18 protein-coding genes are annotated in these 25,586 nt (G+C 35.2%); 13 read left to right on the top strand and 5 right to left on the bottom strand.

Annotation, left to right across the window (positions count from 1 at the left end):
- The first annotated feature begins 28 nt into the window (after positions 1-28).
- From DSM00_RS07210 to DSM00_RS07150, 13 genes are all read left to right on the top strand, one after another.
- The gene (locus DSM00_RS07210; RefSeq protein ID WP_128757404.1) at positions 29-1,024 is read left to right on the top strand and encodes an NADP-dependent oxidoreductase; all 996 of its coding nucleotides are present in this window, start codon (positions 29-31) and stop codon (positions 1,022-1,024) included.
- An 85-nt stretch (positions 1,025-1,109) separates the two neighbouring features.
- Positions 1,110-1,526 (top strand): HYC_CC_PP family protein, encoded by a 417-nt coding sequence (locus DSM00_RS07205; protein ID WP_241652367.1) that lies wholly within the window; start codon positions 1,110-1,112, stop codon positions 1,524-1,526.
- 118 nt (positions 1,527-1,644) lie between these two features.
- Positions 1,645-5,400, top strand: a complete 3,756-nt coding sequence (locus tag DSM00_RS07200) for an efflux RND transporter permease subunit (protein ID WP_128757346.1) — start codon at positions 1,645-1,647, stop codon at positions 5,398-5,400.
- A gap of 10 nt (positions 5,401-5,410) precedes the next feature.
- Entirely contained in the window at positions 5,411-6,655 is a 1,245-nt protein-coding gene (locus tag DSM00_RS07195) for a TolC family protein (RefSeq protein ID WP_128757345.1), read from the top strand.
- Between the two features lie 8 nt (positions 6,656-6,663).
- Entirely contained in the window at positions 6,664-7,275 is a 612-nt protein-coding gene (locus DSM00_RS07190) for a DUF3347 domain-containing protein (RefSeq protein ID WP_128757344.1), read from the top strand.
- A gap of 78 nt (positions 7,276-7,353) precedes the next feature.
- Positions 7,354-9,870, top strand: coding sequence for a heavy metal translocating P-type ATPase (locus DSM00_RS07185; RefSeq protein WP_128757343.1), 2,517 nt, complete (start codon positions 7,354-7,356; stop codon positions 9,868-9,870).
- Positions 9,871-9,919: 49 nt separating this feature from the next.
- Positions 9,920-11,644: an efflux RND transporter periplasmic adaptor subunit gene (locus DSM00_RS07180; RefSeq protein WP_128757342.1), complete on the top strand. Its 1,725-nt coding sequence runs from the start codon at positions 9,920-9,922 to the stop codon at positions 11,642-11,644.
- Between the two features lie 216 nt (positions 11,645-11,860).
- Positions 11,861-12,943, top strand: coding sequence for a 3-oxoacyl-ACP synthase III family protein (locus DSM00_RS07175; protein ID WP_128757341.1), 1,083 nt, complete (start codon positions 11,861-11,863; stop codon positions 12,941-12,943).
- A 264-nt stretch (positions 12,944-13,207) separates the two neighbouring features.
- Positions 13,208-16,828: a chemotaxis protein CheB gene (locus DSM00_RS07170; protein ID WP_128757340.1), complete on the top strand. Its 3,621-nt coding sequence runs from the start codon at positions 13,208-13,210 to the stop codon at positions 16,826-16,828.
- 1 nt (position 16,829) lies between these two features.
- Positions 16,830-19,043, top strand: coding sequence for an ATP-binding protein (locus tag DSM00_RS07165; RefSeq protein ID WP_128757339.1), 2,214 nt, complete (start codon positions 16,830-16,832; stop codon positions 19,041-19,043).
- Between the two features lie 12 nt (positions 19,044-19,055).
- Positions 19,056-19,466 (top strand): response regulator, encoded by a 411-nt coding sequence (locus tag DSM00_RS07160; RefSeq protein WP_128757338.1) that lies wholly within the window; start codon positions 19,056-19,058, stop codon positions 19,464-19,466.
- A gap of 1 nt (position 19,467) precedes the next feature.
- A complete protein-coding gene (locus DSM00_RS07155; RefSeq protein ID WP_128757337.1) occupies positions 19,468-20,055 on the top strand; it encodes a response regulator in 588 nt (195 codons plus the stop codon).
- Positions 20,012-20,575 carry a biliverdin-producing heme oxygenase gene (locus DSM00_RS07150; protein ID WP_128757336.1) on the top strand — a complete coding sequence of 188 codons (564 nt, stop codon included), beginning with the start codon at positions 20,012-20,014 and terminating at the stop codon, positions 20,573-20,575. The genes DSM00_RS07155 and DSM00_RS07150 overlap by 44 nt, the downstream gene beginning before the upstream one ends.
- Here the strand turns inward: DSM00_RS07150 and DSM00_RS07145 are convergent.
- The 5 genes from DSM00_RS07145 to lysA all read right to left on the bottom strand — a co-directional run bounded on the left by DSM00_RS07145 (position 20,572) and on the right by lysA (position 25,440).
- Positions 20,572-21,759, bottom strand: a complete 1,188-nt coding sequence (locus DSM00_RS07145) for a class I SAM-dependent methyltransferase (RefSeq protein ID WP_128757335.1) — start codon at positions 21,757-21,759, stop codon at positions 20,572-20,574. The genes DSM00_RS07150 and DSM00_RS07145 overlap by 4 nt on opposite strands.
- A gap of 3 nt (positions 21,760-21,762) precedes the next feature.
- A complete protein-coding gene (locus tag DSM00_RS07140; RefSeq protein ID WP_128757334.1) occupies positions 21,763-22,857 on the bottom strand; it encodes an AI-2E family transporter in 1,095 nt (364 codons plus the stop codon).
- Complete coding sequence (locus DSM00_RS07135) at positions 22,857-23,369, bottom strand: TrmH family RNA methyltransferase (protein ID WP_128757333.1); 513 nt, start codon at positions 23,367-23,369, stop codon at positions 22,857-22,859. The genes DSM00_RS07140 and DSM00_RS07135 overlap by 1 nt, the downstream gene beginning before the upstream one ends.
- A complete protein-coding gene (locus tag DSM00_RS07130; protein ID WP_128757332.1) occupies positions 23,359-24,006 on the bottom strand; it encodes a DUF4159 domain-containing protein in 648 nt (215 codons plus the stop codon). Before DSM00_RS07130 ends, DSM00_RS07135 begins: the two co-directional genes overlap by 11 nt.
- A gap of 216 nt (positions 24,007-24,222) precedes the next feature.
- Positions 24,223-25,440: a diaminopimelate decarboxylase gene (gene lysA, locus DSM00_RS07125; RefSeq protein ID WP_128757331.1), complete on the bottom strand. Its 1,218-nt coding sequence runs from the start codon at positions 25,438-25,440 to the stop codon at positions 24,223-24,225.
- Between the last annotated feature and the right edge of the window lie 146 nt (positions 25,441-25,586).

Raw genomic sequence — 25,586 nt, 5'->3', positions numbered from 1 at the left:
TTTGCGCTTTATTTAAAATCAAAAAATGATGAATAAAGTAATTAAATTAAAAAATAGACCCGTAGGTGCTCCTCAGAATTCAGATTTTGAATTTACTAAGGAAGATACCCCATCGCCAAAAGACGGAGAGCTTCTTCTTGAAGCACGTTATGTTTCTGTAGATCCATATCTACGTGGGCGTATGATGGATCAAAAGTCATATATAGAACCGTTTAAACTTAATGAACCTATAACATCTGGTATTGTGGCAGAAGTTATAGAGTCTAAAAATGAGAATTTTAAAAAAGGGGATTTCGTTAATGGAATGTTAGCTTGGAAAGAGCAACAAACTTCTAATGGCGAAGGTCTTAATAAAGTAGATGCAGATAAAGCTCCATTATCTGCCTATTTGGGTGTTCTGGGCTTAACTGGTTTGACTGCTTATTTTGGTCTTACAAAATTAGGTTTGCCTAAGGAGGGAGATACGTTAGTTGTTTCTGGTGCCGCAGGTGCGGTAGGAACTATAGTAGGTCAAATAGGGAAAATACACGGTTGTAAAGTTGTAGGTATTGCAGGTAACGATGAAAAAGTAGAAATGCTTAAAAGTAAGTTTGGCTATGATGCAGCTATTAATTACAATACAACAGAAGATATGACTTCTGCTATAGCAGAGGTTGCACCAGATGGTGTTAATGTATTTTTTGATAATGTAGGCGGAACAATCTTTGATGCAGTGTTGGCCAATATTGCACGTAATGCGCGCGTGGTTCTTTGTGGTGCTATTGCAGATTATAATAAGACAGAAACACCTTCAGGTCCTCGTGTAAACACAACTTTAATTAAAAATAGTGTTTCAATGAGTGGTTTTACGCTTAGAGATTTTCAATCAGATTTTCAAGAAGGAATTCAGAAATTAGCAGGATGGCTCTCTGAAGGAAAACTTGAATATGAAGAGACCATAGTAGAAGGTTTTGACAATATTCCACAAGCATTCTTAGACCTTTTTGAAGGAAAGAATAAAGGTAAAATGGTAGTCAAAATATAATAAGCAAACATTTTTTGAACTCGGTAAGTTTTTTGATTTACCGAGTTTATTTTTTAACACCGTTTTTGTTTATCTTTGCAGGAATATGAAACAAGTTTCACATAAAATAATTGCAGGTGTTATGGCAATTGTAGTATTATTTACTACGATGTCATTTACTGTAAATATGCATTATTGTGGTAAAACGCTTGTTGACTATTCCCTTACAAATCATACCAATTCTTGTGGTATGGACGTTAAGAGTGTCACTGCAGACTGTGATACAACAATTGGTTTAAAGGGTTGTTGTTCAGATAAAAAGATCGTAGCTACTGGAAAGGATGACTTAAAACCGGTACATTGTACTTTAGATTTAGATCAGCAATTTTTCGTTTCAGCATTTGTTTATAGCTACTATGCACTACTTGCACCAGAGCAAATAGACAATTTATTCTATACTGATTATTCTCCGCCTAATCTCATTCGAGATATCCATATTCGGGATCAGGTTTTTATAATTTGATATTGATTTGAGAGTTATGTGCCTTTGCACATCTTAGTTTTTTTCGCATTTGCGAAAGAATTTTCTATGTTATCTAAAATTTTTAGAACATACTTTTCTCATTCATTATCTATTAGATATGCTCAATAAAAGCATCAAATTTTTTATAGAAAATAAGCTTGTAGCAATATTGTTACTTTCAATATTTATTGGTTGGGGAGTGGCAACTGCACCTTTTAATTGGGATATAGGCTTTATACCGCGCAGTCCTGTAGCCGTAGATGCTATACCAGATATAGGTGAAAATCAACAAATAGTTTTTACAAAGTGGGACGGGAGGTCGCCTCAAGATATAGAGGATCAGATTAGTTACCCGTTAACATCGGCTATGTTGGGAATTCCGGGAGTTAAAACGATACGGAGTTCTTCAATGTTTGGCTTTTCAAGTATCTACATCATTTTTGAAGAAGATATCGAATTTTACTGGAGTCGTAGTCGCATTTTAGAAAAACTAAATTCCTTACCAGCGACATTACTCCCTGAAGGTGTTAATCCTACATTAGGACCAGATGCCACTGGATTGGGTCAGATTTATTGGTATACGCTAGAAGGACGTGATGAAGAAGGAAATGTCACAGGCGGGTGGGATTTGCAAGAATTACGAAGTATTCAAGATTATTACGTAAAATACGGTCTTGCCTCAGCAGGAGGTGTGTCAGAAGTTGCATCTATTGGAGGATACGTTCAGGAATATCAAATAGACGTAAATCCCGAACTTCTTAGACAATACAATCTAGATTTAAGTGCTCTTGTTAATGCTGTTAAAGAAAGTAATAGAGATATAGGTGCGCAAACTTTAGAAATTAATAAGGCTGAATATCTCGTGCGTGGTCTCGGTTACATTAAATCTGTAGCAGATATAGAAAATGCCGTTGTTTCTGCATCAAACTACACTGCTATACGGGTTAAAGATATTGCTCACGTTTCGTTAGGACCAGCTCCGCGTAGAGGTATTTTAGATAAAGAAGGAGCCGAGGTTGTAGGCGGTGTCGTAGTTGCCCGATATGGCGCAAACCCGATGGAAGTGATTACCAATGTAAAAAATAAAATCACCGAAATTAGTGGAGGCCTACCCTCTAAATTATTACCAGATGGCACTAAATCGCAATTAACAATCGTACCTTTTTATGATCGCACACAGCTTATAAATGAAACCCTTCATACGCTAGATGAAGCGTTAACAATGGAGATACTTATTACCATTCTCGTAATCATTGTAATGCTGTTTAATCTAAGAGCTTCCGTATTAATTTCTGGATTATTACCTGTTGCCGTTTTAATGGTTTTTATAGCAATGAAACTCTTTGATGTTGATGCCAATATTGTGGCTTTATCGGGGATAGCTATAGCCATAGGTACAATGGTTGACGTTGGCGTTATTTTGACCGAAAATATGATACGCCATCTCGATGACAATAGCAAGCAAGCTAAAAAATTAGCGCTTAACAACGTAATTTATAATGCTACCTCAGAGGTTTCGGGAGCAATTGTTACTGCTGTTTTAACGACGATTATAAGTTTTATTCCTGTTTTTACACTCCTAGGTGCAGAGGGCAAATTATTTAGACCACTTGCATTTACAAAAACAGCTGCTCTCACCGCTTCACTAGTTATTGCTTTATTTATAATTCCACCTTTTGCTGCTTTAATTTTCCGTAGAAAAAGCTTTAAAAAATCAACAAAGCTAATTTTTAAATTAAGTCTGATTGTAGTAGGATTAATCACACTAGTTTATGGAAACTGGCTGGGGCTGGTCTTAGTCGCATTTGGAATAATAGCGCTTTTGCGATATGTAAATAGATTGTCTTTTAATGGTTTTCCGCAAGCGGAAGGAATTATCTCAATTATCACAATAGCTTTTTTACTGGCAACCTATTGGAGACCATTAGGTTTTGATAGAAGTATAGTCATCAATCTTGTTTTTGTAACTCTCCTCTGCGGAATATTTTTTGGAGTTTTCTGGATTCTAAAACACTTCTATGAGCGTATTTTAAGTTGGGCTTTAGCAAATAGAATTCTATTCTTAGCAATACCTACAGCCTTATTGATTTGTGGAGGTTTCATACTTTCTAATACAGGAAAAGAATTTATGCCTTCATTAAATGAAGGTACATTTTTACTGATGCCTTCATCGTTACCTCACGCTGGTGTTGAGGAAAATAAACGAGTATTGCAGCAATTGGATATGGCTGTTGCCAGTATTCCAGAAGTACAGACGGTGGTGGGCAAGGCGGGTCGTACAGAATCTGCTTTAGATCCAGCGCCGCTATCTATGTATGAAAATATCGTACAATATAAACCAGAATATTTACTGAATAGTGATGGAAAGATACAGCGCTATAAGGTTAACAATAATGGAGATTTTGTTTTAAAAGCAGGTGGTTCTGTTTCTAATCCAAATAATACTTCTGGAGCGGGTAATTATCTCACAGAAAACATAATTTCTGCAGATAAATTAATACCCGATGCTAGTGGAAAGTACTATCGTAGTTGGCGACCTCAAATTCAGTCTGCTGATGATATTTGGAATGAGATTGCACGGGTCTCAAAACTACCCGGTATAACTTCAGCGCCAAAACTGCAACCTATTGAAACTAGATTGGTGATGTTGCAGACGGGTATGCGTGCACCTATGGGGATTAAAGTTAAAGGCTCTAATCTCAAAGAAATTGAAGCTTTTGGCTTACAGCTGGAAGAAATTTTAAAGCAAGCTCCGGGAGTAAAGCCTGAAGCTGTTTTTGCTGATCGCATCGTAGGCAAACCTTATTTGCTTATTGATATTGAACGGGAAAAATTAATACGCTACGGGATTTCTATTCAAACTGTACAACAAATTCTTGAAGTTGCTGTAGGAGGCATGCCGCTTACGCAAACTGTTGAGGGTAGAGAACGTTATATGGTGCGTGTGCGTTATCCCAGAGAGCTAAGAGAAAACCCTGAAGATTTAAAGAATATCTATGTGCCTGTAAGTAGTGGCAGCCCGGTGCCTTTAAACGAACTTGTTCAAATAAGATATGAGCAAGGGCCACAGGTTATAAAAAGTGAAGATACTTTTCTCATAGGTTATGTATTATTTGATAAACTTGATGGTTATGCTGAAGTAGACGTCGTTGAAGATGCACAAGCTATAATAGCTTCAAAAATTGATTCTGGAGAATTGATTGTACCGCAAGGAATCAGCTATCGATTTACGGGAACTTATGAGAATCAATTAAGGGCAGAAAAAACACTTTCGGTAGTTATACCACTAGTGCTGCTCATAATATTCTTGATTCTTTATTTTCAGTTTAAATCTGTTAGCACCTCGTTGATGGTTTTTACAGGCATTGCTGTGGCTTTTGCCGGAGGTTTTATAATGCTTTGGTTATATGGTCAAGATTGGTTTTTAAATTTTGATTTCTTTGGTGAGAATCTACGCGATCTTTTCAATATAAAGACGGTAAACCTGAGTGTGGCGGTTTGGGTAGGTTTTATTGCACTTTTTGGAATTGCAACTGATGATGGTGTGGTTATGGCAACTTATCTCACTCAAACTTTTGATAAAATCAAAACCAATACTAAAGAGCAGATACGCCTTGCAACCTTAAAAGCGGCGGGCAAACGTATTAGACCGTGTCTGATGACGACGGTTACAACGGTGCTCGCTTTATTTCCAGTATTAACTTCTTCCGGGCGCGGGAGTGATATTATGATTCCGATGGCTATACCTGTTTTTGGAGGTATGATAATAGATATAACTTCTTATTTCATAGTTCCTGTGTTGTATAGTTGGAAGAAAGAATATGAATTGAAAAAGGCCATTAAAATTGAAGATCAATCGGGTGGCTCCTTATAAAATTATTAAAATGATTATACAACCTATTAGGTGTTGGCAATTTGTGTTTGCGATAATTTTTTTTAGTGCAAATGCTGTGAAAGTTTATTCTCAAGATTTAGCGAGTTACATTGAAGTAGCTGAAGAAAACAATACTGCTATTCAAGCATTTGATTTGAATTACGAGATCGCAAAAGAGAAAATAAATGAAGTTGGCGGACTTTCCGATACAGAAATTAGCGCGGCATACTTTGTAAGTACGCCAGAAACTCGAGTAGGTAGTCAACGAGCTCGGTTTTCTGTTAAACAGATGATCCCGTGGTTTGGAACTATTGCTGCACGTGAAAATTATCAAAATGCCTTAGCAAATACCGAATATGTAAATTATGTTATTGCCAAACGAAAATTGAGATTAGAAGTAGCTCAAAAATATTACGAGTTATACAGGATACAGACTACAAAAAAGATTGTGAATGAAAGCTTAGACTTACTTTCAAAATATGAAGAGCTAGCACTTAATGCAGTTGAAGTAGGAACGGCATCAGCGGTAGATTTTTTAAAAATTCAAATTCGTCAAAACGATTTACTTGCTCAGTTGGCATTGTTAGATGAAGATTTGAAAGCTGCAAAAATTCAGTTTAATGCACTACTAAATATCGAGGTAGAATCTGCAGTGCAAGTTGCAGATAGTTTGTATTTGCCTGCAGAAGATTTTGAAAGTACGATAACCGATATATCAAGCAATTATGAAATTCTTAATTATGATAAACTGGCAGAAAGTATTCTGCAGGAAGAGCTCCTCAATCAACGTGATGCTGCACCTAAACTAGGAATAGGACTTGACTATTTGCCGGTATCGGAGCGTACAGATATGGTGGTTGAGAATAATGGAAAAGATATTATTATGCCTATGATTTCGGTATCTGTACCATTATTTACCTCAAAATATAAATCGATAAGTAGGCAAAATGAAATTAAACAAGCAGTTATAAATGCTCAAAAAAGTGATCGTTTAAATCTATTAAAAGGGATGTACGCAGATGCGATACGAATTAGAAATTCTGCACGAATAGATTTTCTCAAGGAGGCAGAGAATCTAAAACAAGCGCGTAATGCTGAAGAAATTTTACTAAAAAATTATGAAACCGGAACTATAGATTTTAATGAAATTTTAGATATTCAAGAGTTGCAATTACGATTTAATAGAAATCAAGTGGACGCCATAATGCGTTATTATAAACAAGTTGCTATAATTAATTATTTAACCTCAAAATAAAACAGACTATGAAAAATACAATCAAATTAGTAAGCATTGCTGCTATAGCATTATCAATAACTTCATGCGGTAATGATAAAAAAAATGAAACAGAGAATGACTCTTTGGAGCCAGTTATTTCAGTAGAAAATGAAGTAGCTAATGAGCCTATGGGTAATCCGGGACAAAAAGAGTTAGAAACCTCCAACAGCTCTACAGAAATGAGAATTGACAAAGCAGCTCTTTCTTTTAAAAATTCGGCTTCTAAAGGGGTTTGGGATGCGTATAATGCAGTGCGTGTAGCTCTTATAGCTTCAGATGCAGAAAAGACTAAACAACAAGCGGCAAATCTCGCTATAATTTTTGATGAGAGTAACGCAAAACTAAAATCTGCAGCAGAGGCAATTGCTATTACAGAAGATTTAGACGCACAGCGCAAAGCATTTTCACAATTTTCAAATGCGGTGCAGGCTTACTTTAGAAAAAATATAAATGCCGGAACCCTATATAAACAACATTGTCCTATGGCATTAAATGGTAAGGGAGCAGACTGGTTGTCTAATGAAAGCACTATTGAAAACCCCTACTACGGAGATAAAATGATGAATTGTGGTTCTGTAACCGCGACGATAACTAAATAAAGTTATAATTAAATAATACAGTTATAGAGCTGTACAGAAAATGGAGGACTATCCTTTAAATTCTAATATCTGGAAAAAATGACAAAGACCTATCACATACACGGAATGAGTTGCAAAGGCTGCCAAAACCACGTTCAACAAACGTTATCTAAGGTAAGTGGCGTCATTCAGGCAGACATAGATTTGTCAAATGCTCAAGCAATTCTCGAAACCGAAAAACCTATTAAAATTGGGGTTTATCAGGCTGCATTAGCCGAAGCCGGTGGGGATTATACCATTCACGAACAAGGCAAAGCGCCCAAAATTAAGAAGGATTCTAAAAAAACAAAGTCAGAAACCAATCCTAAAGCAGCGGCAGGTGAGGGAGTATATTATTGTCCTATGCACTGTGAAGGAGATAAAACCTACGACAAACCTGGAGATTGCCCGGTTTGCGGTATGGACTTAGTGCAGGAAAAAACCGCAGGAGCTACAGCGCATACTACCTACACTTGTCCTATGCACCCAGAGATTAACGAAGATGAGCCGGGTAGTTGTAGTATTTGTGGGATGGATTTGGTTCCTGTTGAACCGGATCTTTCGGCTGAAGAAAAGTCGTATAAAAAAATGCTAAATAAATTTTGGATTGCGCTCGGTTTTACGCTTCCCATATTTATAATCGCTATGAGTGAAATGCTCAATGACAATCCTTTGTATAAGTTAATGGCTCAGGAATATTGGAATTGGGTTCAGTTTATTTTATCACTACCTGTGGTTTTTTATGCAACATGGATGTTTTTTGAACGCGCGTGGAGATCAGTAAAAACGTGGAATCTCAATATGTTTACACTTATAGGAATTGGAGCCGGAGTTGCCTGGCTTTTTAGTGTATTTGGTATGCTTATTCCCGATTTTTTTCCGCAGCAGTTTAAGACAGCCTCAGATACTGTTCACGTTTATTATGAAGCTGCAACTGTAATTCTTACTCTGGTTTTAATGGGTCAAGTTTTAGAAGCCAGAGCACATAGTAAAACCAATTCTGCGGTAAAAGAATTGCTTAAGTTGGCACCTAATAAAGCATTAAAAATCGTAAACGGGAATGAGCAGCAGGTATCAATAGATGAGATTGAGAAGAATGATATTTTACGTGTAAAGCCGGGAGACAGAATACCTGTTGATGGTATTATTACAGAAGGCGAGAGTGCTATAGATGAATCAATGATTACTGGAGAGCCTATTCCGGTTAATAAAAATGAGGGCGACACGGTAAGCAGCGGAACCATAAATGGAAAACAATCTTTTCTAATGAAAGCTGAAAAGGTAGGTGGAGAAACATTGTTATCTCAAATCATCGAGATGGTTAATAAAGCCAGCCGCAGTCAAGCACCCATTCAGAAGTTAGCTGATAAAATATCTGGATATTTTGTTCCTGTAGTTGTAGGGATTTCTATACTCACTTTCATTCTTTGGGTAATTTTTGGTCCAGAGCCGATTTATGTCTATGCATTAGTAAATGCGATTGCAGTTCTCATTATTGCTTGTCCATGTGCATTAGGTTTAGCCACTCCTATGTCTGTAATGGTAGGTGTAGGTAAAGGTGCGCAAAACGGTGTGCTGATCAAAAATGCCGAAGCACTAGAAAAAATGGATAAAATTAATGTGCTCATTGTTGATAAAACAGGAACGCTAACCGAAGGAAAACCATCTGTTGAAGCAATTCATTCGTATGGAGATTTTACAGAAGAAGCACTCTTAGAATACATTTCTGCACTTAACAATTTAAGTGAGCACCCACTTGCCGAAGCTACTGTACGCTACGTTCAAGAACAAGGTGTTACAATTTCTAAAATAGAAAATTTTAATTCGGTTACCGGAAAAGGGGTTACTGGTAATTTTGAGAATAAAAAGTTGGCATTGGGTAATGAAAAAATGATGGAAGAAGCTGGCGCAAGCATAACAGATGAATTGCGCGCGGCATCAATAAAGCATCAAGAGCAGGGCAAAACTGTATCCTTTCTATCGGTAAATAAGGAAGCGGTAGGTTTTGTAGTAATCACTGATAAAATTAAAAAATCAAGTAAAAAAGCTATACAGGCTCTACAGGCAAAAGATATTGCTGTAATAATGCTCACCGGCGATAATCAAAATACAGCAAAGGCGGTAGCAAACTCCCTTAATCTAATAGATTATAAAGCAGGAATGCTGCCTGAAGATAAGCAGGATGAGATTGTGCGTTTGCAAAATGAAGGAAAGTTCGTTGCTATGGCAGGAGACGGGATTAATGATGCCCCAGCACTAGCGCAAAGCAATGTAGGTATTGCAATGGGGACAGGTACAGATGTTGCAATAGAAAGTGCAGCAATAACACTAGTGCAGGGCGATTTACATGGTATTGTAAAAGCTCATAACCTGAGTGTTGCTGTTATGAGAAATATTAAGCAGAATTTATTTTTTGCTCTTATATATAATTCTATTGGTGTGCCTATCGCCGCCGGAGTACTGTATCCGTTTTTTGGGATTCTATTGTCACCTATGATTGCTGCACTTGCTATGAGTTTTAGTTCGGTCTCTGTAATTGCAAATGCATTGCGCTTACGGAATAAATCTCTAGACTAAATATCAGGAGGTAGAAAATTTAATGTTTCCGAAGAAATAAAATAAAATTATGAATAAATCTATTCTTTACATTATAATAGCTGGCGCAGTAGGCTTGGGATTGGGTTACTTGTTGTTTACAAATAGCGATAATCAAGAATCCATTTCTGCGGAAGTTGGTCATGAACATATCGCTAGTGATGCTGCAGAACTGTATACGTGTTCTATGCATCCGCAAATTATTAGAGAAGAGCCTGGTGACTGTCCTATATGTGGAATGGATCTCGTTAAAAAGGAAACGGAATCTTCGGGATTGAAAGCAAATCAATTTACAATGACCAAAAATGCAATAGCATTGGCGGGAGTGCAAACTTTAATCATTGGCAGCAAAACTACCACTGGTACAAATACAACTAATTTGTCTGGCAGGATCGCAATAAATGAGAATGCCACAGCAACGCAACCAGCCCATTTTAATGGTAGAATAGAAAGTTTAGCTATTCGTTCTCTGGGGCAGGAGGTCTCTAAAGGACAACGGATTGCAACTATTTATTCGCCAGAATTGGTAGCGGCGCAGCAAGAGTTAATCACAGCTGCAAAAATGAAAGCAACACAGCCTAAGTTATATAATGCCGTACGTAGTAAATTTAATAACCTTAAAATTCACGGTCAATTACTTGATCAAATAGAGCAATCTGGTGAAGTGGTAACACGTTTCCCAATTTATTCTCACGTATCTGGTGTAGTGACTGAAATTGCCGTAAATGAGGGAGATCATATTATGGACGGGAAAGCTATTTTTAAGGTAAGTAATCTAGCTACTATTTGGGCTGAATTTGATGTTTATGAACGTCAAATCGATCAATTTAAAGAAGGGATGTTACTTTCTATAGAAACAAATGCATATCCTAATCGCAGTTTTGAAGGCGAGATATCATTTATTGATCCTATTTTCAATACGCAGACTCGCACTGTTACTATACGAGTTATACTTAATAATAAAGAAGGCCTTTTTAAACCGGGAATGTTTGTATCTGCGCGTGTAGATAGCTCGCCAGGCACGTCCAATTCTGAATTAAGTATACCTGCTTCAGCAGTGATGTGGACGGGAGAGCGATCGCTGGTTTATGTTAAACCGAATCCCAAAGAAACTGTTTTTGAGATGCGAGAAGTTCGATTAGGACAAAAAGCAGGAGGAAATTATACCATTGTCTCCGGATTATCTGTAGGTGAAGAAATCGTAGTTAATGGAACATTCACGGTTGATGCAGCCGCTCAGTTAGGCGGAAAAAAATCAATGATGAATTCTGGTATTGAAGATGAGCAGCTTAAGTCTAAGGACAACAAGGTTGTTTTTTCTGAAGCTAATGAAGCATCTTTAAATAGTACAATATCGGGGTACTTAAAATTAACAGAAGCCTTTGTAGAATCTAACCCTAAACGGGTTTCTGAATATGCAACAGATTTAAAATCCTCCTTTAATAAAGTTAATTTGGAAACACTTCCGAATTCTGCGAAGATGCAAGTAACCAAAATTACAAAGATGCTCAATGCAATTATAAATGCAAAAACGATTGCAAGTCAACGAGAAAATTTTGTGATTCTTAATGAAAATATGGCTGCGATAGTAAATAATCTTAATAATTTAAAACCTGCATTATATTTGCAGCGTTGTCCAATGGCAAATAATAGTGAAGGAGCGGTTTGGCTTAGTACTTCAGAAAAAATTATAAATCCATATTATACAGATACGATGCGTAATTGCGGGAGTGTGATTTTAAAATTTGGTACATAACAAACACGAATAATTGATCGAAAGTATTTATTTTTTATTTATAACTGATTGATAATTAATAGTTTTTGATTTTATGATGGGTTTTGAACATAGTATTAAATAATGTCCTAAGGACTCAATTAAATAATAAGATTGTATTTTACCCCCATTATGTTAAATTACGATCAATTTTAAATGTAAACTAGAGTTAAAAGCTGCGACTAAAAGCAGGATTTTATGACAAAGAAAATATACAGTACGATTACAGGTACAGGAAATTACATACCTGAAAGACGCATAAAGAATAGTGATTTTTTAAATCATGAATTTTATGAATCCAATGGAAATCCGGTTGCTAGGGACAATAATTATATAATTGAAAAATTTGAAGAAATCACGACTATTGCCGAAAGGCGATACGTATCTGATGATTTAGTAGCATCTGATATTGCATATTTTTCAGCAAAAGAGGCTATTGAGGATGCAGCGATAGATGCTGAGACTTTAGATTATATAATCGTTGCACACAATTTTGGAGATGTAAAACATGGATCAAATCGTAGTGATATGGTTCCTGCACTTGCAGCACGAGTAAAATATAAGCTTAGAATTGAAAACCCTGAGTGTGTTGCCTATGATTTACCTTTTGGGTGTCCGGGATGGTTGCAGGGAATGATTCAGGCAGATTATTTTATAAAATCTGGAGATGCAAAAAAAATTCTGGTAATAGGTACTGAAACCATTTCTAGAATTATTGATGCACATGATAGAGATAGTATGATCTACGCAGATGGTGCTGGTGCAACTATTGTAGAAGCTTTTGAGAGTGAATCTCCAGTGGGGATATTAGCTCATAAAACACGTTCTGATACATATAGATATGCAGAAATGCTTACTATGGGCTGCTCTTATAATAAAACCGATGCTAACAAAGACGATCTGTATTTAAAAATGAATGGTCGCAGATTGTATCAATATGCATTAGAGACTGTTCCTACTTCTATAAAGGCCTGCTTAGATAAGGCAGGAAAAGACATTAGTGATGTAAATAAAGTACTTATACATCAGGCAAATGGTAAAATGGATGATGCTATAATTGAAAGATTATATAAACTTTACGAAGTTGATGAAGTTCCTGAAAAAGTGATGCCTATGATTATTTCTTGGTTGGGCAATTCATCTGTAGCTACAGTTCCAACGTTATTAGATCTTATTTTAAAGGCTAAAGTAGAGGGACATACAATCAATCCAGGAGATTGTATTGTTTTTGCATCTGTTGGTGCCGGTATGAATATTAATGCCGTAGTTTATAATTATTAGTTATAAAAATACTTATATTATAAGGCGCCGGTAACGGTGCTTTTTTTATTGACTCAAGATTGAGGATTTTCAAAGCTTGAAATTATCTAAATATCGTAATTAATAATTATTATAAGTAATACAATACTTAAGGATTTCTTAAAATTTAACATCACGTTAAATTCATATCTATAGATATTGTAATTTTGATTCATTCTCATCTAGTTTATTATTTTTAATAATAAATCAGGCATTTAAAAGAAACTAACTATTCAAAATAACTTTGTGACTATAGATACAATTACCCAAAATGCAAAGCACATAATCGTTGGTATAGGTGCTAGTGCAGGCGGACTTCAGGCACTTAACGAGTTTTTTGATAATGTTCCCACATCTTCTTTGTACACATTTATTGTGGTGCAACATCTGTCTCCAGACCATAAAAGTTTGATGGCAGAATTATTAAGTAAAAACACTAAAATTCCAATACGAATTATTGAGGATGGTGCAGAAATACAGGCAAACAGTATTTATTTAATACCACCTACTAAAAATCTGATCATAGAAGAGCGTCGTTTTAAGCTCTTAGCAAAACCTACAGATAAGACCTTAAATCTCCCAATTGATTTATTTTTTGAATCGATGGCTGAGACTGCAGGTGATTTATGTGCGGGTATTATTTTAAGCGGAACAGGAAGTGACGGTTCGCGAGGAATACGTTCTATAAAAGAGAAAGGGGGCGTGGTAATGGTTCAACAACCTGAGCAGGCAAAATTTGATGGTATGCCGCGCAATGCAATTAAAACCGGATTGGTTGATTATGTTGTTCCTGTAGAACGTATGAGCGATGAATTGTCAAATTATTTTGAAGCGCAGAGTAATTTAGATTTTGATGCGGGATCTTATCAGTACGATGAGAACTTATTAAAAGATATTTTAACGGTATTAAAAATACACACAGATCTCGATTTTAGTTTATATAAACGCCCCACACTTTTAAGAAGGATAGGTCGACGGGTACGTGTTTTAAAATTAAATTCGTTAGAAGCTTACTACACGTATTTAAAAAACAACAGAAAAGAGGTTGAGGTATTATATAAAGAGTTTCTTATAGGAGTTACCAAATTCTTTAGAGACCAGCGTGTTTGGGAAATTTTAGAGAATGAAGTCATTCCTAAAATGGTGACTGAAAAACCTAATGGCGAAGTTATTAAGGTTTGGGATGTAGGATGTAGTACCGGAGAAGAACCTTTTTCTTTAGGTATTCTAATATTAGATGAAATAGATAAACAAGGTAAAGATCTTAGTCTTAAAATTTTTGCTACAGATATTTCAAGTGATCACTTGGAAATAGCCGGAAGAAGTAAATACTCAAAAAATGCACTTGGCGATATTTCAGACGCTCGAATTGCTAAGTATTTTATAAAAGAAGAAGAGAATTATACCGTTAAGGATTCTCTTAGAAAGTCGGTAATCTACTCCAATCACAATATAACTAACGACCCACCATTTAAAAATATGGATATGGTGATGTGTCGTAACCTACTTATATACTTGCAAAGTAGTGTACAGGCAAAAGTTATTCATATTTTGCACTATGCACTCAAAGAAAGTGGAGTATTAATATTAGGTACAAGTGAATCGTTAGGCGAGCATGCAGATTCATTTGAAGATATTAATAGAAAGTGGAATATCTATAGAAATCTAGAAGCCCCATTACGGTTAAGAACTGAAATACTAAGCTCTTCCGCAGAACGTAACGCATTTAAAAGTCAAATAGCAGATTTGAAAAAATCAAGTAGCAAAAAAAGTATGTCAGCAGATTATTTACGTACCGAGATAAGTACTGCTATTTTACAACAATACGGTGCGGCTAGTATTTATATAAACGCAGATTTTAAAATTATTGAGGCAATGGGTGCATTTAATTTATATGCCCAGTTGCCCAGTGAAGGTTTTACGACAGATCTTATGAGTATGATTGCTCCTGAACTTTCTGTGGTAGTACGTAATGCAGTACGTAAAGCTGCACGTAAACAAAAAACCGTTTTTTACAAAGAGGTAGAATTAATAGATGATGAAGGTAATTTAAATGCGGTAATTGATGTTCTGGTAAAACCTGTTGAATCTGGAAAAACAGAGATTTTTAATTTTATTGTAACATTCATTAAGCAAGATAAAACCAGCCTTAAAGGTGTGGTTGTAGAGCGCGCCGATATAACAAAAAGTGCTCAAGAACGTATTGCTAGTCTTGAGGAAGAATTAAAAGAAACCCAGTACGAATTAAGTAATGCCTTAGAAGAAGCAGAAACAAGTAACGAAGAATTACAGGCTTCTAACGAAGAATTACTAGCTTCTAATGAAGAGTTACAAAGTACTAATGAAGAGCTGCAAAGTGTAAATGAAGAGTTACACTCTATCAACGCCGAGCATATTGAAAAGATGGAAGATCTGGCTATGCTTAATGCTGATATGGATAACCTTCTTGATAGTACGCGTATAGGCACAGTGTTTTTAGATCAAAATCTAATTATTCGAAAATTTACTCCGGCAATTCGGGAGCATTTTCATTTGATGAAGCACGATATTGGGCGACCGATTGAGAATTTTGTGTCTAGTTTCAGTATATCCAATGAGCGTACGTTGGCAGATAATGCTCGAAATGTAATGAAATCGGGAACCGTTTTTGAAAAACGAATTATTAGTAAATCGGGTAGACATTTCATAAAAAGGATCTCTCCATTTATTAATCATGGTGAAAAAATTGAAGGAGTGGTAATTTCATTTATTGATATTACTAAAATTGAAAAATCACAAGCAAAACTGCGTAAGAGCGAGGAAAAATTTAAAGCCTTTTATGAAGATGATCCTGTAATGCACGTAAGCCTAAATGCAGATACAGGCTTAATTACAGAATGTAATAAGTTGTTTATTAATACGCTGGGTTTTGAAAAGAAAAGTCAAGTTATAGGTTCTTCGATTTTTGATTACTATTCTAATGAAAGTAAATTAAAAGGAATACGTATTCATAAAAAACTAAAAGAGGAAGGTAAAGTTTCTACGGAAGAACTTACTTTAGAAAATTTGAATGGGGAGCGTATAGAAATTATATTCAATGCTGACGCGCTAAGCAACTTTGATGAGAGTGAAACACTCTATCGCTGTACACTTATGGAAGTTACAGAACTTAAGCAGACTCAAGCCGAACTTATGCGTCAAAAGGAAGATTTGCTTCGCACAAACACAGATTTAGAGCAATTTGTCTCTATATGTTCTCATGATCTTCAAGAACCTCTAGCTACTATACGTTTTAGTAGTGATTTTATACTAAAAAAGTATAGTGAAAATCTTAATGAAAAGGGAATAGAGTACCTAGGTTATATTCATGAAGCTTCCGGAAGAATGGCCGAGCAGATTAAAGCACTCTTAGAACATAGTAGAATAGGTGAAGACTTAAAGAAAACTCGTGTTGATGTAAATGAGTTGCTTGAGGTTGTAAAATATGATTTAAATAAAAGTATTCGGGAGGCAGATGCCACAGTTAGCGTCGGGAAAATGCCTAAAGTTATGGCTTATGAGACCGAGTTGCGACTGCTGTTTCAGAACTTGATAAGTAATGCGCTTAAATACCGAAAGAAAGATAGGAAACCCAGTATTCGTATTTCCACATTTGCTGATGAAGAATATCAAACATTTGCAATTACCGATAATGGGATCGGAATTAAAGAAGATGATCTAGAAAGTATATTTAAGATTTTTGGAAGAGTGCCTACGGAAGAACGCTATGAAGGCACCGGTGTAGGACTTGCCCACTGTAAGAAAATTGTTAAGCTTCATGATGGTCATATTTGGGTTGATTCACAATTTGGCGATGGAAGTACTTTTTATTTTAAAATAAAACTTTAATATGAAAGAGGGTTCATCAGAATTATATCCTGAAGATTTAAAGCTTATCGATTGTGATAAAGAACCTATACATATAATAGGCAAAATACAAAGCCACGGCTACTTACTGGTTTGTGATGCTACTACATTAGAAATAACCTATTGTAGTGAAAATATAGACACCTTATTTAATAAATCTATTAGTGAGTTACTAGGTTCTTCACTAGAATCTCTTGTTGAAGACCACCTTATTAATGATTTAGAAAATGCAACAAATCACGTAAAGCTTTCTCCGGTACGCCTGCATTTAAACAATGAAGATATTTTATTAATTGCCCATAAAACAGGTAATTCTATCTTGTTGGAGTTCGAGAATTTTCAAGAGTCGCAAAACGCTTTTGATTATCAAATTCAGCTCTCAGAAGTTGTTACGAGACTCAGCGAGCAAAATAACGAGCAGCAAATGTGTGATGTTGCGGTAGATCTTATAAAGAAACTCTACGATTATAACCGAGTTATGATCTATAAGTTTGATGAGAACTGGGATGGCATTGTTATTTCTGAAGCTCGCGATCAGGGAATGGAAACCTGGTTGGGTCTGAGGTACCCAGCAAGTGATATTCCTAAACAAGCTCGCGATCTATTTTTAAAACAAGGTGTACGCATCATTTCAGATGTAAATGAAGCGCCTGTATCTATTTTAGCACATCAGGGTGTAGAGCGCAATAATCCTGTAGATTTAACTCTAAGTGAGCTTAGAGGAACGTCACCTATTCATATAGAGTACTTGCAAAATATGAATGTAGGTGCATCACTCACTGCGGCAATAATATTTAAGGGTACGCTTTGGGGATTAATAGCTTGTCATCATTATACGCCTAAGTTTGTTAACTATTACGAGCGTCAATCTTGTAAGTTTCTGACGCAGGTGTTCTCGAGTCAACTTTTATTATCAACTACAAATACGTTACTTGAGAAAGTGAACGAGTCTGCAAATTTGCGTAATACGCTAATGAAACAGATAAGTGAAAATTGGGATATAAGTGAAGGCTTAGTTAAAGGAGATATGAATCTTCTCGATCTCAATGATGCCAGCGGGGCTGCTTTATACATTGATGATATCGTATATCGTCTGGGAGATGCCCCAGAAGAAAGAGATATCTTTAAATTCATTTCAGAGATTAAAAAACGCTCAACTCAAAATTTATTTCAGTCAAACGAGTTTATTTTAGATTTAGACTGTGATAAGGATTTGATTAGAAAGGCTTCAGGTGTATTGTGTGTTTTTATTTCAAAATTCAAAGATGATTGTCTAATCTGGTTTAAACCAGAAAAGAAAAGCACAGTAAATTGGGCAGGAAATCCAGATAAGTCATTTACTAATGAGAAAAACTTCAGAATTTCGCCACGTAAGTCTTTTGAAAAGTGGTCTGTTTCTCAAGAGAAAAAATCAGAACCCTGGCAGGATTATGAAGTAGAAGCTGCAAGCGTATTGCGTCAAAATATTTCTGAAATAATTTTAAAGAAGTACGAGGAAGTAAAAACCTTAAATAATAAACTTACTATTGCTTACGAAGATTTAGAAACCTTCAGTTATAGTGTTGCACACGATTTAAGAGCCCCGTTAAGAGGAATAGATGGTTTTACACAGATTCTTAAAGAAGATTATTATGAAGAGTTAGATGACTTTGGTAAATCTGCTATTGAGACTATTTTAGATTCTGCCAGTAATATGAATCAGCTTATTGATAATATCTTAGAATTTTCAAAAGTAACCCAATATGAAACTGAACGGGCACCATTTGATCTCGCTAAAATTACAAATGATATCCTAGATTTCTTAAATGTTAGGCTAAACCATCCTAAGCTTAAGATTACTATTGACGCTAATATGCCAATGCTTAACGGGGATGCTAAAATGGTTACTCAGTTAATGCAGAATCTGCTTACAAATGCAATTAAATACACCGGGAAAGCTGAGGAACCGTATATTGAAGTAGGCTCTACATTATTAAATGGAGATCTATTTTACTATGTTAAGGATAACGGGATAGGATTTGATCAAAAGCACGAGCATCGCATATTTAAACTCTTTAATCGCTTAGTAGGTGAGGAGTATGAAGGTTCTGGCATAGGCCTGGCCATCGTAGCTCGTATTGTTAAAAAACATTCTGGAATTATTACTGTAAAGAGTGCGATTAATGAAGGAAGTACTTTTTTCTTTAATTTAGGATAAAATTTTTATTAAGTGTATTCAAATCACATTCTTTCTATAGAAGATAACCCACGAGATGTAGCGTTAATGAAACGTATATTTAAGAAGCATATTCCAGAATATAATCTGATGCACATTTGCGATGGGGAAGAGGCTATAAGTTACTTAGAGAGTGAAAGTTTTAAGTTAGCATTACCCAAATTAATTTTGCTTGACATTAAAATACCAAAATTAGATGGACTTGAGATTTTAAAAAGATTTAGGGCTTATAAGGAATATTTAAATATTCCTGTCGTTATTTTCTCATCTTCAGATTTAAAAAAAGATATTAAAGAAGCGTATGAGATAGGTGCAAATAGTTTTTTAGAAAAGCCTAAAAGCTATTTGGAATTAAGCAAAACCTTGCCTGTTTTAATAGAATATTGGATTGTATATAATAAATAAGATGATTAAAGAACCTTTACAGATTTTAATGGTTGAAGACAATCCTAGTGATAGCACTTTGATCAAACGAGAAATTTCAAAAATTGCTGAAAACGCTACTATTTCAGTATGTAATAATTTGAGAGATTTTAAATTGGCTTTATCTAATTTAAAGCCAGACCTTATTCTATCTGATTATAATTTACCTACTTGTACAGGTTTAGATATATTAGAGTTAGCTCAGGAGGTAGCTCCTTCGGTTACATTTATATTTATTACAGGTACTATCAATGATGAAGAGCTTGCAGCAGATACTATACTCAATGGTGCTTCTGGCTACATCTTGAAGAAGAATATAAGTACCTTACATAAGCGTATTGAGCCTTATCTTAAAGCGATAAGTAACAACGGACCTTATATAAATCCAGTACGCAAACGTATTTTGGAGAGTAAAAAGTTAGTAAGTGATATCGAGCTTTTTTTAGAAAATTTTTCCAGAGAAAATATGTCTCATCGAGACGGAATGAACAAAATACAGGAAGACTTAAAACGCCTTAAATTAGGATATGATTTTACAACATTTAAAGACAAGGACGGCAACGCTTCATAAAGAAACAGAAGCTGATAACCTTGCAAAATATATACTGGATCATAGTATAACATTAGATCAATATAAGGCGCTATTATCTCAAAATTACCAAGCTTATTATACGCTTTCTGAATTATCAAAACAATTTTCAGGCCCTATGCCTGAATCTTTAAGAGTCTTTGCAGATTCAAAAAAAGCCGAAGCATTAGAAAATGATTTAAAACAATTAGGTGCATCCTTGCCCTCAAAACTTAATGAATCTTTACCTAATGAGATAAATTATCCTTTTCTCCTGGGAATACTTTACGTTGCAGAAGGCTCGATGATGGGAGGCCTTTTAATTAGAAAAAATCTAGAGAATTGTAAGGGGATCAACACTATTGAAACACATCACTTTTTTGGAAAATCTGCGCAAGATGTTATGAATAGGTGGAAAGCCTTTACTGAAGCTGTAAATGAAAAGGCCTACACAGATTCAGAAATTGATGAGGCGGTAGATGGAGCTCACTTTGCTTTTGAAATTTTTCAAAAGTCATATTAAGTCAATTTCGAACAGCTAAGCATAATCGATTTATTGTTCTCCAGAGTGGTGAAAAATAAATACGTATCCCCACCGTCAAGTACCTTAAATTTAGATCGTAATGCAGGAGCACTTTCTTTAAAATTACGTGTCGTAATATGTGCTTTTTTATTTTTTAGAAGCTTGCTAATTTCTTTTTTTGAATAAGGAACAGTAGCGTTGATTTTAAACACTCTCCCCGGAAATTCAATTTTTTTATCAGAAGTATATAAATGTGAATTTGGAGCAAGTTTTTCTAAATGGTAATGCGTACTTATCCAGTTAAAAACTCCTAATTTTAATAAAGCAGCATTAGGCTCATACAAATACGTTGATGGCTCTGCATAAGCAGAAAATGATTCGTTTTGTGCTTCAAAATTAAGCGTTACCGGAGTCGTATAATCACTATCAAGATTTACTGCTACTAATTTTATAGATTGTTGTGCTCTGTTTTTCTTAAGAACCCAAAGTAATTCTTTCACTTCATTCTTAACCGCTACAACGTGAATTTCAACTACATAATTAAGTTCCTTTAATCCGGCAGTTATGTCCAGCAACGGACTGGTTTTTAATACTACAGTATCTGTTTTTTTAAATAATAAATCTAGGTTATCAGGTATATTAGGCTCACAATCTTTCAACATAAATACTTTGCCTTTACTGATAGATCGTCGTGAGGGATCTGCATAAATCAAATCGTAAAAAGCATCTGTTTTTTCCAAATACTTTAGACTATCTGACGTGACAACACTTATATTTCCTGCTCCTAACGATTTATAATTATGCGCAGCTATTGCTGCGAGATCTTCATTAATCTCGCAGTGGGTTACTTGTTTGAAATTTTTACTTAAATAATAATCATCAATCCCGAAACCGCCTGTAAGATCTATTGCTTTTGATCCTGTAAATAAACTTGCTTTATAGGATGCAGTAGCCTCAGATGAGGTTTGCTCTAGATTAAGTTTAGGAGGAAAATATATCTCTGAATTAGAAAACCACGAAGGTAGTTTATTTTGTGCTTTTTGAAACCCAATAAGCTGCTGAGCTAGTTCCTGAATTGTTACATCAGAAAACGGACTCCCTTTAAGAATCAATCTTGAAATATCTTCATTTAGGTTTGAATGAATAAATTCTACAACATCTTTATCTAAAAGTCGGTAGTTCAAGTATTAAAGGTTTTTAGTAAGTTTTTGAACGATTTTATATTCAGATAAGAATTCTTGTGCGACCACTTTAATTGCCGTGTAAGTAGGGATTGCTATTACCATTCCTAATATTCCAAATAACAAACCGGCAATAATAATAACAAGAAAGATCTCTAAGGGATGTGATTTTACACTATTTCCAAAAATCAACGGTTGGTTGATGAAATTGTCAATTAGCTGAGCAATACAATATCCTATAAAAATATAAATCATTTTGGGAAGGATAACGGTTTCAAAATCTGCGGTAAAATATCCGCTAATAACTAACAACATCATTACACCACATCCAATGACCGGTCCTATATACGGAACCACATTAAGCATAGCACAAAAAAGAGCTATCGCGAAAGCATTAGGTATTTGAAAACTAAAAAGTAAAATGGAATAGATTACAAAGAGAATTAGAAGTTGTAGAAGAATCCCAATGAAGTACCTACTCAATAAATGTTTCGTTTTATGAAAGACGTGTTTAAATTTATTTTCTTCTCCTTTATTTGCAAATACTAGAAAACTATCTAAAAGTAATCTGCTGTCTTTCAGTAAAAAGAAGGAAATAAAAGTTACCGAAAGTAAGCCTACTACTAGAGAACTAAAATTTCCGAGGATGCTATTGATAAATGTTGGTATTACTGAAATATCAAAATTTTTGATAAAATCAGATTGTTTCAATCCTTCTATTAACGTAACCTGATCTACACCCAACGAACGGCTAAACTCCACGTTGAGGCGATTTATATTGTGCTGAACTTCTTCAAAATTTATTTTACTTATGTGTTCACTCTGATCGATAAGTATAGGTACAAAAATGGCTATGATTCCTACAATAATACCCATAACGATGAGAAGCGTTGTTATTGCTGCTCCCACATCACCAAATTTGAGTCGTGTTTTTAAGAAGGTTACTATGGGCCTTCCTATTAGCGAAACAACTGCAGCTATAGCAATAAACATTATTACAGCCTGCACCTTGTATAAGAACCAAAGAATTAATATGATTCCGCCAAGTATACCTAGCGCTCTAAGAATACCATATGCAATTATTTTAGATTTATCTTCCATTATAAGGCATTGTTAATAAGGTTGTAAGCTGCAATTGCTGCGGCTTGAGCTACATTCATACTACTGTTTTTACCGTGCATGGGTATAAAGACGGTATCATTTAATTTGTCTAAAACCTCTTGAGAAATCCCGTTGCGTTCATTACCAAGAACCAATGCAATTTTGGTATTTTCTCCCGTTTTATAAGCTGTAAGTGGTAAACTTGTATTAGTAAGTTCTAGACCTATCAATTTATAATTAGTGGCAACTAAATTTTCTAAGAGTGCTTGAGTATCTAGAGTCTGCGTATAAGGTACGTACATTTCTGTAGACCGCGCAGTTCTTTTAAATCTCGAACTTTCAAAATTAATTTTACTATTACAAAAATACACGTGATAAATTCCTAATGCATCGGAAAGCCGCATTAAACCTCCTGCATTTGCCGGACTGGTTATGCCATCACAAACCAGAACTAAATGAAAAGTATTAGGTTCTATTTGTGTATTTTCGTGCGATAACTGTTTAGTTTTCAAAAACGTACTTTATAATATTCGCACCCATTTTTAATGCTTTTTCGTGAACTGCAGGAGGATCATTGTGTACTTCAGGATTTTCCCATCCATCTCCTAAATCGCTTTCTAACGTATATAATAACACCAGTCTATTTTCTCTAAAAATACCTAAAGCAAGAGGCCTTGTGCCATTGTGCTCGTGTATTTTAGGTAATCCCTTTTCAAATGTATAGGCCGTTGAAAAAAGTGGATGAGATGCGGGTAATTCTATTAATTCTTCCTTTGGAAATAATCTTTTAAGCTGCGGTCTCAAATATTCATCAATACCGTAATTATCATCGATATGTAAAAATCCACCTCCATTTAAATAATTGCGGAGATTATCTAGAGCTTCATCAGAAAAGAAAACATTCCCGTGGCCGGTCATATGCACAAAAGGAAATTGCATAATACCAGTGTCTGTGGCAAGAACAGTTGCAATTTTTGTATCGAGCTGTGTATAAATATTTTTATTACAAAACTTTACCAGATTAGGCAGGGACGTAGGATTTGAGTACCAGTCGCCACCCCCTTCGTATTGAAGCACAGCAATTTGCTGAGCCTGTGAAGCGAAAAAAACTAAGCAAGTAATGATTGTTGTGAGTACTCTTTTATTCACTTAATATGAATTATTATAATCAACGAAATTAAAGATTTTAAATACAAATGCCTATTTTCTAATCTTTTCATTGAGTATATTTTAATTTAATCATTTTATCAGTTCAAGCGCTGATGAATTCGCTAAAATTGAAAAAAATAATGAGCCCTGAAGCTTTGCTTCAGGGCTCATTATTTTTTTTTAGAAATTTATGTGAAAAATAAAACTCACATATAGTTAAGCATTTTCTATTTGTTTCAGAGGGATTTGATGTTTTAAAAGATCTTCAAATGTCTCACGCTCTCTTATTAGATGTGCTTCTCCATCCATAAATAACACTTCAGCAGGACGATATCGAGAATTATAATTACTTGCCATACTGTAGCAGTATGCACCTGCATTACTAAATGCTAATATATCATCTTCAGCAATTTCAGGGATTCTTCGGTTTGTCGCAAAAGTATCTGTCTCACAAATATATCCTACTACCGAATAAAAACGTTCGCGTCCTAAGGGGTTTGAAATATTATGAATCTCATGCTGACTTCCGTAAAGCATAGGGCGTATTAAGTGGTTAAAGCCACTATCTACCTGAGCAAATACCGTAGAAGTAGTTTGCTTAATAACATTTACGTTAACTAAGAATTTGCCGGCTTCACTTACTAAAAACTTTCCAGGTTCAAAAACAAGAGTAAGCGGTTTCCCATAAGCCTTTGCAAATTCGTTAAACCGAGTCGATAGCTTATCGCCAAGTTCTTCAATATCGGTCTCAATATCTCCGGGCTTATAAGGTACTTTAAAACCACTTCCAAAGTCTAAAAACTCAAGATCTTTGAAGTCTTTGGCAGTATCAAAAAGAATTTCTGCAGCGTGTAAGAACACATCTATATCGAGAATATCACTTCCCGTATGCATATGAATACCGTTGATATTCATCTTTGTGTTTTCAACAATTCGTAGCAGATGCGGAATCTGGTGAATACTTATTCCAAATTTACTGTCTATATGACCTACAGAAATATTAGAATTTCCTCCAGCCATAACGTGGGGGTTGATACGTATACAAACAGGAGTTTTTGGGTGCTTGGTGCCAAATTGTTCGAGAATAGATAAATTATCTATATTAATTTGTACCCCCATTTTAGCAACTTCCTCTAATTCGTTAAGAGAAACACCATTAGGAGTAAACATAATTTTTGAAGGATCTACGCCTGCTGCAAGACCTAAGCGAACTTCTTGAATACTTACGGTGTCAAGACCGGCACCAAAACCGTGAATAAGTTGAAGTATTGCCATATTAGAAAGGGCTTTAACCGCATAATTAATACGCAATTCTTTAACCTTTTTAAATGCACCCGTTAACCTGTTGTATTGTGATTCTATTTTAGCAGCATCATAAACATATATCGGGCTACCGTATTCTTTAGCAATTGCTAGAAGATTTTGATTGGTCATAACTATAAGACTTTAAACGTGCAAATCTAATATAGAATATCTACTTAAGCACCTAACAAGTTCAAAAATTGATCAATCTGTTAGAGAAATAGTAAAAAATTAATTTTTGAACCGTAATTAGTTATTTTCACGAAAAAGAAGTGTTA

The sequence above is a fragment of the Leeuwenhoekiella aequorea genome, assembly GCF_004104375.1.
Taxonomy (GTDB): domain Bacteria; phylum Bacteroidota; class Bacteroidia; order Flavobacteriales; family Flavobacteriaceae; genus Leeuwenhoekiella; species Leeuwenhoekiella aequorea.
The sequence above is the reverse complement of the archived record's forward strand: the minus strand, read 5'-3'. Positions and strand labels throughout refer to the sequence as shown.